This is a genomic window from Zwartia lucis (assembly GCF_965234455.1).
GTDB lineage: Bacteria > Pseudomonadota > Gammaproteobacteria > Burkholderiales > Burkholderiaceae_B > Zwartia > Zwartia lucis.
Genome location: NZ_OZ248473.1, coordinates 401,906 through 418,806 on the forward strand (window position 1 = coordinate 401,906; position 16,901 = coordinate 418,806).

Genomic DNA, 16,901 nt, shown 5'->3' on the forward strand with positions numbered 1-16,901 from the left:
ATGATCTCAAATATTAGAGTTTGTCGGTGGTAGGATTTTTTCGGCTGCTAGCGCACGCTCGTGTGCAGCCAGGCGCGCAGCCAGCTTGGCCTCGTGTTTAGCTTGACGTTTTTCAACCCAAGTCTGAATTTCAACATAAAAAACAGGTACGAGTGCAACAGCCAAACACGTCGAGGCGATCATGCCGCTAAACACGGTGATACCAATCGAGACGCGGGCAGCGGCGCCGGCACCAGAAGCCGTCAAGAGAGGCACCACACCAAGAATGAACGCGATTGAGGTCATCACAATGGGTCGGAAGCGCTCATGTGAGGCTTTGAGCGCGGCGTCGACCGCGTTGAGTCCTTTTTTCTGTTCTTCGAGCGCGACTTCAACAATCAAAATCGCATTTTTAGAGGCGAGCGCAATCATCAGCACCAAACCAATCTGCACGTAGATGTTATTGGCTAAGCCCGTCGCAAACAGAGCAATCACCGTCCCGACCAGCGCCAGTGGCACCGCCAAAATCACGGAGATCGGCGCAGCCCATGACTCATACTGGGCCGCAAGCACTAAGTAGACAAGAAGAATCGACAGTGCAAAAACCAAGACAACGGTGTTTCCCACCAACTTTTCTTGGTAGGACATCGCAGTCCACTCAAAACTCGCTGATTCAGGCAGGGTCGAGGTCGCCAAATCCTCAAGGACTTTAATGACCTGTCCTGAGCTAAATCCTTCTGACGCTGCGCCGAGAATCGCCGCGGTCGGATAAATGTTGTATTGGGAAGCAATGGCCGGACCGGTCGTCTCCGTGATCTCGATGAAAGACCCCATAGGCACCATATTGCCGGATTTATTTTTCACATACAGACGCTCAATCTGATCCGCGCTCACGCGACTTTTTCCATCGGCTTGCAAAAACACCTGATAGGTTTGACCGTACTTAAAGAACTGGTTCACATAGGTCGAGCCAATCGAGGACTGCAACACATCGTAGGCATCGCCCAGAGAAACTCCGAGTGTCTCGGCTCTAGAGGGGTTGAAGGTGAGCTTGAGTTGAGGCACATTATTTCTAAAGGGCGTGAAAACCACCATGATTTCAGGAAGCGCTTGCGCTTTTTGCAGGAAATCTTGAGTGATTTGCTCGAGCTTTTTAAAATCGTTGCTGCCGTCGATCAGCTGCAATTGCATCTGAAAACCACCGGACAAACCTAAACCGGGTATTGCGGGGGGTAACAAAACGTTCGCACTGACTTCTTGGATGCCCTTGAGCGCTTGGCTCATCCCAATATAGATTGATTTGAGATCTTCGCCCTTACCGCGGGCCTCCCAAGGTTTTAAGATGACGTACATCACGCCAGTATTGGACTGCGAGCTATTATTGCTCATCGCGTTGACGCCACCAATCGACACGACTTGTTGGACACCAGGGACCTTTTCAATGGCTGTGACGACCTTTGCCATGCCTGCTTGTGTGCGCGACAAGGCTGCCGCATCAGGCAGCTGTACGGCCACCACGAGATAGCCTTGATCCTCATTAGGAATAAACCCAGTCGGCAAGCGAATCAGTCCAACGATCGCGCCCACAATCAATACGAGTCCAACCAAAGAAGTGATTTTGCGATGGTCCATCAGGTGATGCATCAACCTGGCATACCAAGCGGAAATCTTTTCAAAGACCTGATCGAATTTGACAAAAAACCAATTCTTTTTTGCCCCAAGTAATTTGGGGGTAATGAATTGCGCCGCTTGTGTCGGCTTGAGCGTCACGGCGTTAATCCCGCTAATGAGAGCCGTCGCCGCAATCACGAGCGCAAACTGTCGATACATCTGTCCCGTGATACCCGCAATAAATGAAGCGGGCAAAAATACGGCCATCAAGACCAGCGTGATACCGATGATCGGACCCAGCAATTCAGTCATGGCATTAATCGCACCCTGACGAGGCGTCTGGCCAAGTTCAACTTTTTTGGCGACCCCCTCCACGACGACGATCGCATCATCGACCACGATTCCGATACACAAGACAATCGCAAAGAGTGTCAGCAAATTAATCGAAAATCCCATGGCTGCCATACAAGCGAAGGCGCCGATAATCGTCACGGGCACAGTCGTTGCGGGCACAAGCGTTGCACGCCAGTCCTGCAAAAACAACATGATGACTAACAGCACCAAAATGCCGGCTTCGAAGAGTGTGTGATAGACCTCTTTGATCGAGGCCGTCACAAACATCGTGGTGTCAAAGGGGACTTCCCACTTGATCTCTTTTGGAAAAGTCTTGGAGATTTTTTCCATCTCGGCTCTCACAGCCTTGGCGACATCAATCGCGTTCGCTGCGGGAAGCTGATAGATCGCAATACCGCCGGCAGGTTTATCCCCTAGACGGAAAAATTGACTGTAGTTCTGGCTGCCCATCTCGACACGCGCGACGTCTTTTAAACGGGTCAACTCGCCTTGATCGTTTGTTTTGAGCAAAATCTGCTCAAATTGCTCCGGCGTTTCAAGCGCGCTGGTGACATTCAGTGTCAGCTGAAAATCCTGCCCCAACGGGACGGGCGGTGCGCCCACCTGCCCTGCCGCCAACATCACGTTTTGGCGACTAATCGCCGCCGACACATCGGCCGGCGACAAATTACGCATCTTCAGTTGTGCAGGATCCAGCCAGATCCGCATACTGTAGTTCCCCACACCAAAAACGTTGGCGGCGGCAACGCCTGGAATGCGCGCCAAGCGATTTTGCAATTGCAAGTTCGCAAAGTTACTCAGGAACAGGGCATCGTGCTCTGGACTGCTTGAAGTCAGCGTGACAAATTGCAAAATAGAGGTTGACTGCACCTTGGTGGTCACGCCCTGCTTTTGCACAGCTTGCGGTAAGGCCGCTAAGGCGATGGCCACACGGTTTTGCACCGTGACTTGGGCCATATTGGGATCGGTGCCCACCTCAAAGGTCACGGTCAGCGTGTAGCGACCATCGTTGGTCGAGTCAGACTGCATGTAGAGCATATTCTCTACGCCGTTCACTTGATTTTCAATATTGCTGGCGACTAACCTCTGCACCAGACTGGCACTGGCGCCCGGCCACATTGTGGTGACTTGTACCGTCGGCGGTGTCATCGGAGGGTATTGCGCGATCGGCAAACCGAAAATAGAGACCGCGCCGATTAGCATCGTGATCAGTGCGATCACATTGCCAAGCACCGGACGTTCGATAAAAAATTTAGAAAGCATGGGGAATCCTGTTGCCTGACTATTTACGTGCAGGCAACGGCGCAAGCGTCGAGAGTTCTGGCTTAACCACCAGCCCGTCTCTGACGTTGATGAAACCGTTGATAATGACTGATTCCTTCGCCGTCAATCCACCCGTGACCTCGACCAAGGGGGGGAATCTCTGACCACGCTTAATATTGCGGCGTGAGGCTCTTTGGCCCTCATCAATCACAAACACATAATCGCCTTGCTGGTCTGTCTGCACGCTACTGTTCGGAATCAATACAGCATGTCTAGGCTCCCCATACTCGACACGGACTTTGGCGTAAAGACCGGGTATCAAACTGAATTTGCTGTTGGGCAGCTCCGCGCGAAGCTGCAAGGAACCCGTACTGGTGCTGAGAAGATTGGCGGCAAAATCCAAGGTCCCTGCGTGTGGATACCCCTCCTCACCTTGAAGCTGGACGTGGACAGGGAGCTTGTTGACTTGGGATTTACGATCGTTTTCATTGACGAACTGTTTTTGGTATTTGAGCAAATCGCGTTCGTTAATAGAAAAATAAACGTAAATAGGATCGATTTTTTGGATCGTCGCAAGCTTAACGCCCTGAGGGCTCGCCCCCAGATAGTTACCCACATCGATGAGATGTCGTCCCATCAGCCCATCGAAGGGGGCACGTACTTCGGTATAGCCATAGTTAATTTGAGCGAGCTTTAAATTGGCCTCGGCCTGTAAATACTGTGACGTCGCTTTATCGACAGCCGACTGTGAGGTTGCATTGTCTTTAAGCAAAGCCTGTTGACGCCTAATTTCAATCTTGGCCTCTTCGAAAACTGCTTTTGTCAAATTGACCTGTTGCGCGTATTGCTCTTGTTCGATGACAAAAAGCAGTTGATCTTTTTTGACTGGCGCACCGTCTTGAAAGGCTATCTTGGTCAGATATCCGGGAACGCGTGCTTCTAAATCAACGGACAAATAGGCCGCAACATTGCCATCAAAAATCTCAAAGCTGCGAACGTCTTGAGAGACCGGCTTGGCCACTGTCACCGCAGGAGGAGGAAGACTGGCTTTGGGAGGCGCCTTTTTATCGCAAGCAGTTAAAAACAAGAGTGCCATCACAGCAGTCACCGCAGACAATAGCTGTCTCGCATTGAGTGTATGTATCATCATGCTCATTGAATCTTCTCGGTAGACTTCACTAAACGTGGCTCGGCGGGATTGGTCAAAGCATCCCCCCAGTTGGTTCGGGCTTGCATCTGTCCGACCATCGCAGCGGGTAAAGAAGGCGTCTCCAGCGTCCCACTCCAACCACCTCCAAGGGCCTTGAAGGCTGCCACATAGCCCAACAGGTTATTCGTTTCTGTCTGCACCAGACTATTTTGCACTAGCAAGAGCTGCTGCTGCGCCACGATCACGGTGTTGTAATCATTTTGTCCCGCCTTGTAACGATCAAGCGCGAGTGCCGCAGCACGCTGAGCGGCCGTCACGGACTTTCTAAGATCCAAGGTCGAACTGCGGGTCGTTGAAATCGACGTCAGCGCTTGCTCGACCTCTTTTTGGGCTTGCAACACCTGATTTTGATACGCTAGAACACTGCTTTGAAAAACGGCGTCTTGGACACGAATCTGGTCAACGATCGCGCCGCGATAAAACAGTGGAAAGACAAAACTCCCGCCAATCGATGTCGTGCGGTTATCCCACGAAAATAGGCTGGACTGATTGAGGTTATTCATTGAGACATTTTGAAAGCCAAAATATCCGCTGAGCGAAAAACTAGGATACAAGGCCGCCGTATTGACGCCGATCAAGGCAGATTGGGCTGCCGCGGCGTATTCGGCCTGCAGGACGTCAGGACGACGACGCAGCAAGTCCTTGGGAATCCCGACCTGCAATGACTCAGGAGGTTGCAAGCGACTCTGCGTCTGGCCATAGGTTTTTTCATAAAAGTCGGGTAATTCCCCCAACAGGATACTCATGGCAAATTCAGCATTTTTGAGCGCAGAAATCAGGGTCGGAATGTCAGCTTTCGTCTGTTCGTATTGGGACTGAGCCTGACTGAGATCCAGCAAAGACGTCGCACCATTTTTAAAGCGCGAGGAGGCGATCCTTAAACTCTCGGCCTGCAGGGCGAGGTTCGTGCGTGCGACACGCAGCAATGCTTGGTAATTACGAATGGTGATGTAGGTGTTCGCGACATCAGCGGCCAAGGAGACATCGGCTGCGTAATACGCTGCAGTGGTTGAAAACAATGAAGACACCGTACTTTCGATGCCGCGCCGGTACTTACCCCAAAAGTCAATTTCCCAGTTGGCCTGAACCACCAAGTTTTGGGTCGTGGACAAGGAAGAGGCATTCAGAAACTGCGTCAAGGCATTGGGTTGATCGTTTCGCGTGACACCGCCGGCCAAAGCGACTGTGGGTAACAGGCTCGCATCCGCCACGCCGAGCTGTGAACGCGCCTGGTAAATACGGATCGCTGCGCGCTGCAGAGAAAGATTGTCTTTGGCTGCGCGGGCGAGTAAATCGGTCAGCGTAGGATCATCAAAACCCGCCCACCAATGCACAGGATTGGGCGCCGTTTCAAGCGACGAGGCAATGGCCTCTGTGAAAGCCGTCTTTTGTGGCTGGCTAAAGGCAGGCTGAAGCTTGGTTCCTGGCGCCTGAAAATTAGGCCCGACCATACAACCGGAAACAGAAATGGCCCCGCAAACAATTAAAAAATGTCTGTGGAGCCACTTTTTACAAATAAAGTGATGTGTTGAAAGCATCTGTGGATTTTAAAGTACTTTTACCTACTCCGTCGATGCTTAAAGCAGTTGAATTTAATCAACTTGAGCGCCAGATATTTTCACAATTTCCGCCCATTTTTTTATGTCTTCTTTGTGAATGCGTGCAAACGCAGCTGGACCAGGATCTGCAGCGGGCGTAATGCCCTGAGAGTCTGTGAGCCATGTTTTGAAAGCAGGCGTCGACACGATTTTCACCACTTCAGCACTCATTTTGCTTGAGATCTCAGGCGGAAGCTTGGCTGGGCCAAATAATCCGTACCACGTACTGCTCACAAAACCTGGCAAGTTACAGGCTTCGGCCATAGTTGGCACATCTGGAAGTGCGGCCAAACGCGTTGGACTGCTGACTGCCAAGGCAATAGTCCGCCCCCCTTTGACTGAGGCAATGGCCGGTGCGCTCTGATTAAAGAACATCTCGACATCTCCGCCAAGCAAAGCTGTCATCGCAGGTCCCTGACCGCGATAGGGAATGTGAACAATGTTGACCTTCGCCGCGTTCGCAAATTGAGCACCCACTAAGTGGGTGGACGCACCATTGCCGGTCGAGCCATAATTCAGCGCACCGGGTTTGTCCCGCATCAGCTTGAGCAAGTCTGCACAGGTCTTGACGTCAGGCAGCTTACTAGGATTGATCAAGAGGACATTGGGCACGTCACCCAAAATTGCGATGTGAGTAAAGTCTTTTTCAACATCAAAATTAAGTTTTTTATAGAGCGCTGCATTGATCGCATGCGTCCCTGCTGTGCCAAACAGGTAGGTGTAACCATCTGGCTGAGTGCGCGCGATTAAATCCGAGGCGATGTTGCCACCAGCGCCTGTTTTTGCATCCACCACCACAGGCACATTCCAAGACGCCGAGATCGCCTCAGCGAGTTTGCGTGCGTAAATGTCAGTGCCAGAACCATTTGGAAAGCCGCCCATGATGGTGATGGATCGCGTAGGAAACTTGGTATCCGCCTGGGCAAAAACTGCTGAACAGGTGGAAGCCGCAATCAATGCAACAGACAAGTGTGTAAATATTTGACGCATGGTGATCTCCTTAACGCAATGTGCCCTGCCCCGAAATTCGGCGGCAGTGGTTTAAAGATGCTTCGATGAGGTTGTCGCTTGCTTCGGGTGTACGAAAGGCCGAGTGCGCCGACAGCGTGACATTTTCAATTTTTGTAAAAGGGTGATCCTTGGGAAGCGGTTCAATTTCAAACACATCCAAGCCCGCATGGGCAATTTTGCCTGAACCCAAGGCCTCCATCATCGCTTGCTCATTGATCACGGCGCCTCGGGCAGTATTAATCAACATCACGCCATCTTGCATCTGGGCAATCCGTTCGCGAGAAATGAAGCCTTTGGTTTCGTCATTGAGCAATAAATGCAAAGAAATCACCTGACTCTGTGCCAACAGCTCGTCCAATGTGACAAATTTAACGCCTGGGTAAGACTTCGGCGTGCGATTCCAGGCAATCACCTGCATGCCAGCGCCAAGTGCCAAACGCGCCATTTCTGCCGCAATACCGCCAAAACCGATCAAACCCAGTATTTTTCCGGTCAGCTGGACGGCCTCGGTGCGCAGCCAATTTCCTGTGCGCATCTCACGGTCCATAGAGGCAAAACCTTTGGCAGAAGCCCACATTAACGCAAAGGCGCACTCGGCCACTGCCGTATCGCCATAGCCCTTGATAATGTGCACCTCAATACCGATCGCGGCTAACTCTTCGGGATTCATATAGGAGCGTGCGCCAGTTCCAAGAAACACGACGTGCTTGAGTCCCTTGCACTGCTTGGCAATGGCTGTGGGTACGGCGGTATGATCCACAATCAATATTTCTGCCTCCCCCATCACAGCGGGGATTTGCTCCGGCGTGATATCTACCTGACGATTGACCACCAACGCGATATCGTCAGGACGGTGTAACCGCTCCGCCACATCACCAAGCGTTGCACTGGCATCAATAAAAACAGCTTTCACTTGAATCAGTTCCCGAGTCAAAACCCCATTTAGGCACTTCAGAGGCGTCAATTAAAAAATAGATCATACCGGAGCGGCTAAAGACGCGAACAGCCCTTGATGCTACGATGGATTGACTATATATCCCAAATAACCTTGGGATATAAACTTATTTCTTATTATAGCGATCACCATGCCACAAACAGATCACGTTGTCATTATCGGGGCGGGCATTATTGGTGCAACGAGTGCCTACCAATGTCTCAGTGCGGGCTTGCGCGTCACCTTGATCGAGCCAGATCGCCCGGGAGACGAGCAAGCAGCGAGCTTTGGCAATGCGGGCTGGCTTTCTTCTCATTCAGTGCTGCCGCCGGCTGCGCCGGGCGTTTGGAAAGACGTCCCAAAATGGCTGGCCGATCCGTTAGGTCCCCTCGCGATTCGTTGGAAGTACTTCCCGCGCGCGTTCCCATGGCTGGTGCGTTATCTGAATGCCGCCTCCAATTACACCAAAATCGAACGCACAGCCGTTGCCTTGCGCACGCTGTTGGCGGGTGCCCCGGCGCTGCATCAAGAGATGGCGGAGCAAGCTGGCGTGGGTCACTTAATTGTCCGAACCGGTCTTTTGCATGCTTATCTATCGAAAGAGCACTTTGCGAAGGACGCAAAAGCCTGGGATATACGTAAAAAAGAAGGCATCCTCTGGAAAGAGTTCAACGCGGCTGAGCTCGCCGAGCTCGAGCCTGACTTGGATCGACGCTATACCTTTGGTGTTCTGGTACCCGAAACAGGCAGCTGTCGAAATCCGGGGGCTTATACCGCAGCGCTCATCGCCCATGCTCAAGCTCGCGGCGCGCAACTGATTCGCGCACGCGCGACGGGCTTTCGCATCGAAAATGGTGCCCTTAAAGCCGTCATCACCGACGCGGGTGAAATCTCTTGTGATAAAGCTGTCATTGCGATCGGAGCTCGCTCCAAAGAGCTTGCGCGCCTAGCGGGAGACAAGGTTTCCCTGGAGTCCGAGCGTGGCTACCATGCCGTCGTGGCTGCCCCCGAAGCAGGACCGCGCATCCCGACAATGTTTGCGGACCGTAAAGTGATCGTCACCAGTATGGAACGGGGCTTACGAGTCGCTGGCCAGGTCGAAATCGCACAAACAGACGACACGCCCGACTGGCGACGCGCCGAGATACTGCGCAAGCACCTGGTCGCGCTGTACCCAAAACTGCCGGCCGACTTACCCACCGAGCGCATCACGATATGGATGGGACGGCGACCCAGCACCCCCGACGGACTGCCTTGTATTGGCCTGGCCTCGGGTTGTGCGGATATCATTCACGCCTACGGTCATGGTCATGTCGGACTCGTGGGTTCGGCGCGCACGGGTCGACTTGTGGCGCAACTGGCCACGGGCACCCCGCCAGAAATTTCTTTAGCCCCCTTTAGTCCGCAACGGTTCCACTCCCAAGCGCAATGAAAACTTCTAAACTCTACGACGACAGCGAGGATACTGAGTTCACCCCTCAAGAGCGAGCGAGCGCGGCGAAACTCAGCACTTGGGTGAGCGTGGTGGTCAATATCCTGCTCTGCACGGCCCAAATACTGACAGGGATTTTTGCGAAATCTCAAGCCTTGATCGCCGACGGCATTCATTCACTATCGGATCTCATAGGCGATTTCGTTGTGCTGTTTGCCAACCACCATAGTCAAAAAGACGCCGACCAGGACCATCCCTATGGGCATCAGCGTTTTGAGACTGCGGCTTCGATGGTGTTGGGTACCTTGCTGATCATCGTTGCGCTAGGCATGCTTTGGGCCGCCTTTGAAAAACTTAAAAACCCCGAAGATATCCCCACCGTTCATGGTGCAGCGCTTTGGATCGTAGGCATTGCCCTCGTGTCAAAAGAGCTGCTGTTTCGCTACATGCTCAAGATCGCTAAGCGCGTCAAGTCAAGCATGCTGGTGGCCAATGCCTGGCACGCACGCTCTGATGCCGCCTCGTCGCTGGTGGTTGCCGTGGGTATTGTGGGCAACCTCGCAGGCTATCCGATTCTCGATCCAATCGCTGCGCTGTTTGTGGGGCTCATGATCGGAAAAATGGGCTGGACCTTTGGCGCCAGCGCCTTTCACGATCTGATGGATCGTTCTGCAGACGAACAAGAAGTTGCGGCTATTTCGGCAACACTCTTAGAGACGCCAGGCGTGCTCGGTGTCCATGATGTTCGGACTCGAAAGATGGGCGATATGATTTTGGTTGATGCCCACATCGAAGTGGATGCGCACCTCACTGTCGAGGTCGGTCATGATATTGGTTTGGCAGCACGTCATGCCGTGATGCAGAGACATCGCGTTTTGAATTTATTGACACACATCGATCCCGTTGCCTCGCGGACGGATAAGAACATCAAGGAAAACTGAGTGATGGCATCCCCAAACCCAACGTCAATGACGCTTTTCGAAAAAATTTGGCGTAAACATATTGTTGTCGAGCGCTCTAACGGGCCTTCTCTGCTGTATATCGATCGTCACTTGATTCACGAAGGGTCTTTTCACGCCTTCAGTGCCCTGCGCGAACGCGGCTTATCCTTGCGAAATCCCACTCAAATTTTCGGTGTCGCAGACCATTATGTGCCGACCATTAGTCGTCATCCTAAAGACGCGTCGTCTCCGGAAATCACTGAGATGATCACGCGTTTTGAAACCAATATGCAATGGAGTGGTGCCAACTACTTTCCTATCCATGATGCGCGACAAGGCATTATTCATGTCATGGGCCCGGAGCAAGGCATCACGCTACCTGGCATGACCCTGACGTGTAGCGACAGCCATACCTCGACACACGGGGCATTCGGCGCCCTTGCTTTCGGCATCGGACAATCTGAAAGCACGCATGTGCTGGCGACCCAGTCGCTCTGGCAGGCCAAGCCCTTAAACCTGCGTGTTGAACTCAAGGGCGTACGACACGCAGGCGTGACAGGCAAAGACATCATTCTCGCGGTGATCGCGCACATTGGCTCCTCTGGTGCAACAGGTCATGCGCTCGAGTTCACAGGCCCAGCACTGAGTGCGCTGAGTCTCGAGGATCGCCTGACCATGTGCAATATGACCATTGAGGCGGGTGCCCGCTTTGGCATCATGGCACCGGACGATCTGGTCTTTGATTATCTGCATGGTCGCCCTTTTGCCCCCAAGCAACGCAATTGGGATCGCGCGCTTGTGCAATGGCGCCAACTTTATTCTGATCCCGACTGCGGCTGGGATAAAGAAATAACGATCGACCTTGGCACCTTAGCCCCCATGGTGACCTGGGGGACCAGCCCAGAAGCCGCCCTACCCATTACCGGCATGATTCCAGATCCGGCACAGGTTTCTGATTCTGCCCTGCGCCAATCCATGATCGACGCCCTTGAATATATGGCCTTGACACCGGGGACCCCCCTCAATACCGTTCACATCGACCGGGTTTTTATCGGCTCCTGCACGAATGCCCGACTCTCTGACCTACGCAGTGCCGCCCAGATCCTAAAAGGCTGTCGATCCAAAGTTCCCGGTATCGTTGTACCAGGCTCTACGCAGGTCAAAAAAGCCGCTGAACAAGAAGGTCTCGATCAAATATTTAAGGACGCAGGACTCGAGTGGCGCGAACCTGGCTGTTCGATGTGCGTGGGAATCAATGGAGATACCGCACCTGCGGGAGAGCGTATCGCCTCGACCTCCAACCGCAACTTCGTCGGCCGCCAAGGTCCGGGCGTCAAAACACACCTCATGAGCCCAGCCATGGTCGCCGCGGCTGCGATCTCTGGTCATCTCACCGATGTTCGTCCATTGCTCTCAAGGATCTCCTAATGACACCCTTTAAGACTTTGAATGGCCTGGCGGCACCTCTTGAGGGCCGTAACGTCGATACGGATCAAATTATCCCTGCGCGCTTCCTCAAAAAGCGTCGTGGCGAATATGCGGACTACTTGTTTTATGACTTGCGCTTTGATGCTGAGCAACGTCCTCGTGAAGATTTCGTCTTGAATCGCGCTGTTTTTCAAGGCGCTCATATTCTGGTGTGCGACGAAAACTTTGGCTGTGGATCATCGCGCGAGGCGGCTGTCTATGCGATGGTTGAATTCGGTATTCAGTCAATTTTAGCCCCAAGTTTCGGCGATATTTTTTATAATAATTGTTTGAAGAATGGTGTGCTTCCTATCGTATTACCAACCGATACGCTCAAGGCGTTACGTCTTGCGTTGACGCAAGCGGCTCAAAACAATACACCCATCGCTGAGCGCCAAGCCGGGCTCAGCATCACGATTGATTTAAAAAACTGCACGGTTGCGTGTGGCTATTTCAAGCAACCGCTGCACTTTGAAATCGATCCCTTCTGGCAAGAATGCCTGATCAAAGGCGTCGATGAAATTGCCCTGACTTTGGGTTATAGCGACCAGATTCAACAGTACGAACAAAAAGCAAGAGAGAATCAACCATGGCTAGCACCATAAATCAGACAATGGCACTTCCACTGAGCGGTCTGCGCGTGATCGAACTGGGCCAATTGATCGCAGGCCCTTTCGCCTCGAAAATTCTCGCTGAATTTGGTGCGGATGTGATCAAAATCGAACCGCCTAAAACAGGTGACCCTCTGCGGACTTGGCGTCTCTTGCACGAGGGTACATCGGTCTGGTGGGCCGCGCACGCCCGTAACAAACGTTCAGTGACGCTTGATTTGCGGCAGCCCGAGGGACAAGAGGTCATCCGTAAATTGGCTGCCGATGCCGATATTCTGATTGAAAACTTCCGCCCCGGTGCGATGGAAAAATGGGGTTTGGGTTTTAAGGATCTGCATGCAATTAATCCAAAGCTCATCATGCTGCGTGTCTCCGGCTACGGTCAATCTGGCCCCTATCGAGACCGTCCGGGGTTTGGCGTGATCGGAGAAGCCATGGGAGGCTTACGCTACTTAAGCGGTGAACCAGGACGTCCTCCTGTACGGGTTGGGGTATCGATCGGCGACACCTTATCCGGACTGCACGGCGTGATCGGCGTCATGATGGCGCTGAGACATCGTGAGCAGCAAGGCGGTGTGGGTCAGGAGGTCGACGTCGCGCTCTATGAGTCAGTCTTTAATATGATGGAAAGTCTCTTGCCCGAGTACTCAAAATTTGGTGTGGTGCGACAGCCCTCCGGCGCGAGCATGCCTGGGATCGTACCGACTAATGCTTATTTGTGCCACGATGGTCGTTACGCCTTGATCGCTGGTAACGGTGACAGTATCTACAAAAGACTCATGGAGGCCATCGGTCGCGAAGACTTGGCGACCGAGCCAACTCTTGCCAACAACGTGGGACGTGCTGCAAATGCAGAGCGTATTGATGCCGCGATTTCAGCCTATACCGAGCAACATCCCCTGGACTTTGTGCTGGAGGCGATGAACAAGGCTGGCGTACCCGCTGGCAAAAGCTACGATGCCGCAGACATCGCGCAAGACCCGCACTATCAGGCTCGCGATATGATTTTGGATGCGACCCTGCCCGATGGATCCGTGGTGCAAGTGCCGGGCATTGTGCCCAAGCTCAGCCAAACTCCCGGACAAATTACCCGTACGGCACCTGAACTAGGCCAACACACTGCCGAGGTACTCGAGGAACTAGGAATCGGTGCCGCGCAACAGGCTGACTGGAAAGAGCGCGGCATTATCTAAGCCACTGACACGTTTAGCTTGATGACTTAAACATACACAGACACATACACATACACACAGAACATCATGACGCAAATTATCCGACCCAGAATTTACATGCAAGAAGTCGCCACGCGCGATGGCTTTCAAAACGAGGCTCAGTTTATCGAAACCGAAGATAAGGTTCGCGTGATCGACGCCTTGAGTCAATGTGGCTTTGCCAAGATTGAAGTCACGTCATTTACCTCCCCAAAAGCCATCCCTGCTCTGCGCGACGCAGAACGCGTCATGCACGAAATCACGCGTCAACCCGGCGTGGAATACACCGTACTCGTACCCAACGTACGCGGTGCTGAGCGCGCGCTGTCGTGCGGTATCGATGAAGCCAATCTCGTGATGTCCATGAGCGAAACCCACAATCGCTCAAATCTGCGCATGACGCGAGAGCAATCTTTTACTCAATTAGAGCAAGTGGTCTCGGCTATTTCTGGCAGCGCCGTCGCAATCAATATATCGCTATCGACAACGTTCGGCTGCCCGATGGAAGGCGATGTCAGCGAAGATGAAGTGATGCGCTGGGTTGAGCGCTTTGCCAATCTAGGCGTCAAACGTGCGACGCTTTGCGACACTACGGGCATGGCCTACCCTTCGCAAGTCCGTTCGATTACGACACGCGCAAAAGCACTATTTCCTGACATGGTTTTTACCCTGCATTTCCACAACACACGCTCAATGGCGCAAGCCAACGTTCTCGCTGCAATCAGCGCAGGCATTGATCGTTTCGATGCCTCGTTAGGTGGAATCGGGGGATGCCCCTACGCGCCTGGTGCGAGTGGCAATGCATGCACAGAAGACATGGTTCACATGCTTGAGCTCGAGGGCTTTGACACCCGCATCGATCTCGATCGACTCTTGAAGGTCTCCGCGATGCTGCCTGGTCTAATCGGTCACGATGTGCCGAGCCAGTTACTCAAGGCGGGCGCAAGAAACACGCTGCATCCCGCCCCGGCCTATGCTGCCGACATTGGCAAGCCCGTTTAAGGGCTCGCAGTCGACTTAAACGATATGAACTTCGAACTCACCGAGGCCGGCGATCTGACCCACGAGTTTGTCACCTTTGACGACCGCACCCACGCCCTCAGGCGTACCGGTAAAAATAAGGTCTCCGGCCTTGAGTTCGAACAAACCTGAGAGATAGGAAATACTCTCAGGAATATTCCAAATCATTTGTGACAAATCGCTGGTCTGTTTTTGCTGGCCATTCACATGCAGTGAAATATTGCCCTGCGCCAAAACACCCGTTGCAGACTTTGGGTGAAGCGGACCAATCGGTCCTGACTGATCAAAGCCCTTGCCCACTTCCCAAGGTCTGCCTTGTTTTTTTGCCTCACCTTGCAAATCACGACGCGTCATATCGAGACCCAAGGCGTAGCCAAAGACGCATTCGTTTGCTTTGTCCACAGGGATGTCACGTCCACCCCGGTCAAGCGCAACAACCAACTCCATCTCGTAATGCAAATTTGAAGTTTTTACTGGATAAGGCATCTTGCCCGCTTGACCTGCTGGAATAGGAATCAATGCATCGGCAGGCTTACAGAAAAAAAACGGATCTTCGCGGCCCGTAAAACCCATCTCTTTGGCATGCTCGGCATAGTTGCGACCGACACAGTACACACGACGTACTGGAAAAAGCTTGCTGCTGCCCACGACGGGTAAGCCGATGGTTGCCTGCGGCTCGAATACAAAGTCTGACATGTTGATTGACGTCCTGAAAGTTTGAATATGAAAAATTAAGACTTTTTTTCTGGCAACGGCGCAAGCGTGATTACCGGGGCGGGTTCACCCAATCCAGCAACAGGTGCGCTGTCGAAGTAGTCGTCGAGGCTATCGCGACCGGGCTGTAAAATCGATGTCTCGTGAGGCAAGCCAGTACTGATGGGGTTTGTTGACTGTGGTGCGCTCATCACATTGTCCTGAGCCTTCGCCTGAGCGTCCAAGGCGGACTCTCTATTCCAATTCGTTGGAAAACCGCTCTCCGAGAGATAGGCCAAACCTTCAGCGTGCAGGACACCCGGATCATCTGCCGTGTCAGCAATAGGCAAGAACGCATTCGAAGCCAATACGGGGAGCGCGGCACTCACTGCTGTTGCCATACGCCACTGCGCAGCAGCGTCCTTTGGACGATCAAGCTTGTCGTAAAGACTCCCTAACAAAGCATGTACCCGAGCATCCGCACGTTTTGACAAACTACGCGATAAATAATTTTCTGCTTGTCCCCAAATCTGTCCAACCAGACATAAATGACCGATAGCGGCCAATAAGTCAGGGTCATTGGGACGTGTTGGCACCCAGGCCTCGGCTTTTTCGAGTCTTCGTTTGACTTGAGAGGGCTCAGCGCGCGAATAAGCGGCCAGTAAGCGCGGATCAAAAGAGAGTGGAATGGACTGCTCGAGGGTTTTAGAAGCATCGTCCAACAGTCCATTCGCTTCAAACGCAGCCGAACCGGCCAAGGCAACCTCTGTCAGGGTACGCTCCTCGGACTTTAAGTTTTTCCAAAAAGCTTTCCAATCACCCGAATACGTCGTTTCGCGCAAGTGCGCAGCGGCAGCCGCCTCAATCATGTGTCGGGCTTCCGAGTCATGCAAGGCTCCACGGCGATTGAGCGTCCGCGCAAGCGTAAAGACCTGCTCGTTGCGATCGAGCTGCTTGTAAGCCCTGAGCAATAGGCGTAGGGTATGGATGTGGCGCGCACCACTTTCTTGCAAGGGCAGGAGTTCTTCGAGTGCTTGCGCAGCCATGCCTTGATCTAAATACAGATCCGCCGCTGCGGTTGCAATCGCTTCTTTGAGGGCTTGATCATCGGAAGCCTTTTCTTTGGCAAGCGTAATCATATGATCGCGTCTACCAAACTCGCCCAACGCATGGGCAGCTCTGGCTGCCGACAAAGCAGCCAACACCTGGCGGCTCGCATCCTTGCTACGACCAAAAAGCTTGGTCAAATCTTTTTCAGCGTGAGAGTACCGTCCCTCCAATAACTCGGTCCAGCCCTGTTCGAGCAGCTCTTGGTCTCGTCGAACCCGACGTCGCGTATTCCAGCCGCGCACACGTAAAGGAATCGCACTGAGCCATGCGGCTACGCGTATGAGCCAATACACCATCACAAACAAAGCCAACAAAGAAACGACGGCTAACGCCAACGAGACCTGAACGCGCCAGTCATTGACGAGAATTAAAACGTGACCGGTATTTTCTCTCAGGACAACGGCCAATAATACGGCAGCGGTCAATAATACGAGCGTCCAAAACCAAGTCCGCATA

Annotated in this window: 13 protein-coding genes; 6 read left to right on the forward strand and 7 right to left on the reverse strand. The window is 52.8% G+C overall.

What is annotated here, in order from left to right:
• Positions 1 to 6: 6 nt before the first annotated feature.
• Genes AC8GE9_RS08345 through AC8GE9_RS08365 form a run of 5 tightly spaced genes read right to left on the reverse strand, consistent with a single transcriptional unit; the run spans position 7 to position 7,939 of the window.
• Positions 7 to 3,207 (reverse strand): efflux RND transporter permease subunit, encoded by a 3,201-nt coding sequence (locus AC8GE9_RS08345; RefSeq protein WP_506676694.1) that lies wholly within the window; start codon positions 3,205 to 3,207, stop codon positions 7 to 9.
• Between the two features lie 19 nt (positions 3,208 to 3,226).
• Positions 3,227 to 4,363, reverse strand: coding sequence for an efflux RND transporter periplasmic adaptor subunit (locus tag AC8GE9_RS08350; RefSeq protein ID WP_506676695.1), 1,137 nt, complete (start codon positions 4,361 to 4,363; stop codon positions 3,227 to 3,229).
• Positions 4,360 to 5,955, reverse strand: a complete 1,596-nt coding sequence (locus AC8GE9_RS08355; protein ID WP_506676696.1) for an efflux transporter outer membrane subunit — start codon at positions 5,953 to 5,955, stop codon at positions 4,360 to 4,362. The genes AC8GE9_RS08350 and AC8GE9_RS08355 overlap by 4 nt, the downstream gene beginning before the upstream one ends.
• Before the next feature lie 54 nt (positions 5,956 to 6,009).
• Positions 6,010 to 7,005 carry a Bug family tripartite tricarboxylate transporter substrate binding protein gene (locus tag AC8GE9_RS08360; protein ID WP_506676697.1) on the reverse strand — a complete coding sequence of 332 codons (996 nt, stop codon included), beginning with the start codon at positions 7,003 to 7,005 and terminating at the stop codon, positions 6,010 to 6,012.
• Positions 7,006 to 7,015: 10 nt separating this feature from the next.
• A complete protein-coding gene (locus AC8GE9_RS08365) occupies positions 7,016 to 7,939 on the reverse strand; it encodes an NAD(P)-dependent oxidoreductase (protein WP_506676698.1) in 924 nt (307 codons plus the stop codon).
• Positions 7,940 to 8,111: 172 nt separating this feature from the next.
• Between AC8GE9_RS08365 and AC8GE9_RS08370 the strand changes: the two genes are divergently transcribed.
• The 6 genes from AC8GE9_RS08370 to AC8GE9_RS08395 all read left to right on the forward strand — a co-directional run bounded on the left by AC8GE9_RS08370 (position 8,112) and on the right by AC8GE9_RS08395 (position 14,624).
• Positions 8,112 to 9,392, forward strand: coding sequence for an NAD(P)/FAD-dependent oxidoreductase (locus AC8GE9_RS08370; protein WP_506676699.1), 1,281 nt, complete (start codon positions 8,112 to 8,114; stop codon positions 9,390 to 9,392).
• On the forward strand, positions 9,389 to 10,333 hold the full coding sequence (locus AC8GE9_RS08375) for a cation diffusion facilitator family transporter (protein ID WP_506676700.1): 945 nt from the start codon (positions 9,389 to 9,391) through the stop codon (positions 10,331 to 10,333). The genes AC8GE9_RS08370 and AC8GE9_RS08375 overlap by 4 nt, the downstream gene beginning before the upstream one ends.
• A gap of 3 nt (positions 10,334 to 10,336) precedes the next feature.
• On the forward strand, positions 10,337 to 11,761 hold the full coding sequence (gene leuC, locus AC8GE9_RS08380) for a 3-isopropylmalate dehydratase large subunit (RefSeq protein ID WP_506676701.1): 1,425 nt from the start codon (positions 10,337 to 10,339) through the stop codon (positions 11,759 to 11,761).
• Complete coding sequence (leuD, locus tag AC8GE9_RS08385) at positions 11,761 to 12,405, forward strand: 3-isopropylmalate dehydratase small subunit (protein WP_506676702.1); 645 nt, start codon at positions 11,761 to 11,763, stop codon at positions 12,403 to 12,405. Before leuC ends, leuD begins: the two co-directional genes overlap by 1 nt.
• Before the next feature lie 8 nt (positions 12,406 to 12,413).
• Complete coding sequence (locus AC8GE9_RS08390; protein ID WP_506677139.1) at positions 12,414 to 13,604, forward strand: CaiB/BaiF CoA transferase family protein; 1,191 nt, start codon at positions 12,414 to 12,416, stop codon at positions 13,602 to 13,604.
• A 66-nt stretch (positions 13,605 to 13,670) separates the two neighbouring features.
• A complete protein-coding gene (locus AC8GE9_RS08395; protein WP_506676703.1) occupies positions 13,671 to 14,624 on the forward strand; it encodes a hydroxymethylglutaryl-CoA lyase in 954 nt (317 codons plus the stop codon).
• A 15-nt stretch (positions 14,625 to 14,639) separates the two neighbouring features.
• On the opposite strand, the gene AC8GE9_RS08400 is transcribed toward AC8GE9_RS08395, so the two are convergent.
• A complete protein-coding gene (locus AC8GE9_RS08400; RefSeq protein ID WP_506676704.1) occupies positions 14,640 to 15,338 on the reverse strand; it encodes a fumarylacetoacetate hydrolase family protein in 699 nt (232 codons plus the stop codon).
• Positions 15,339 to 15,373: 35 nt separating this feature from the next.
• The gene (locus AC8GE9_RS08405; RefSeq protein WP_506676705.1) at positions 15,374 to 16,900 is read right to left on the reverse strand and encodes a heme biosynthesis HemY N-terminal domain-containing protein; all 1,527 of its coding nucleotides are present in this window, start codon (positions 16,898 to 16,900) and stop codon (positions 15,374 to 15,376) included.
• Between the last annotated feature and the right edge of the window lies 1 nt (position 16,901).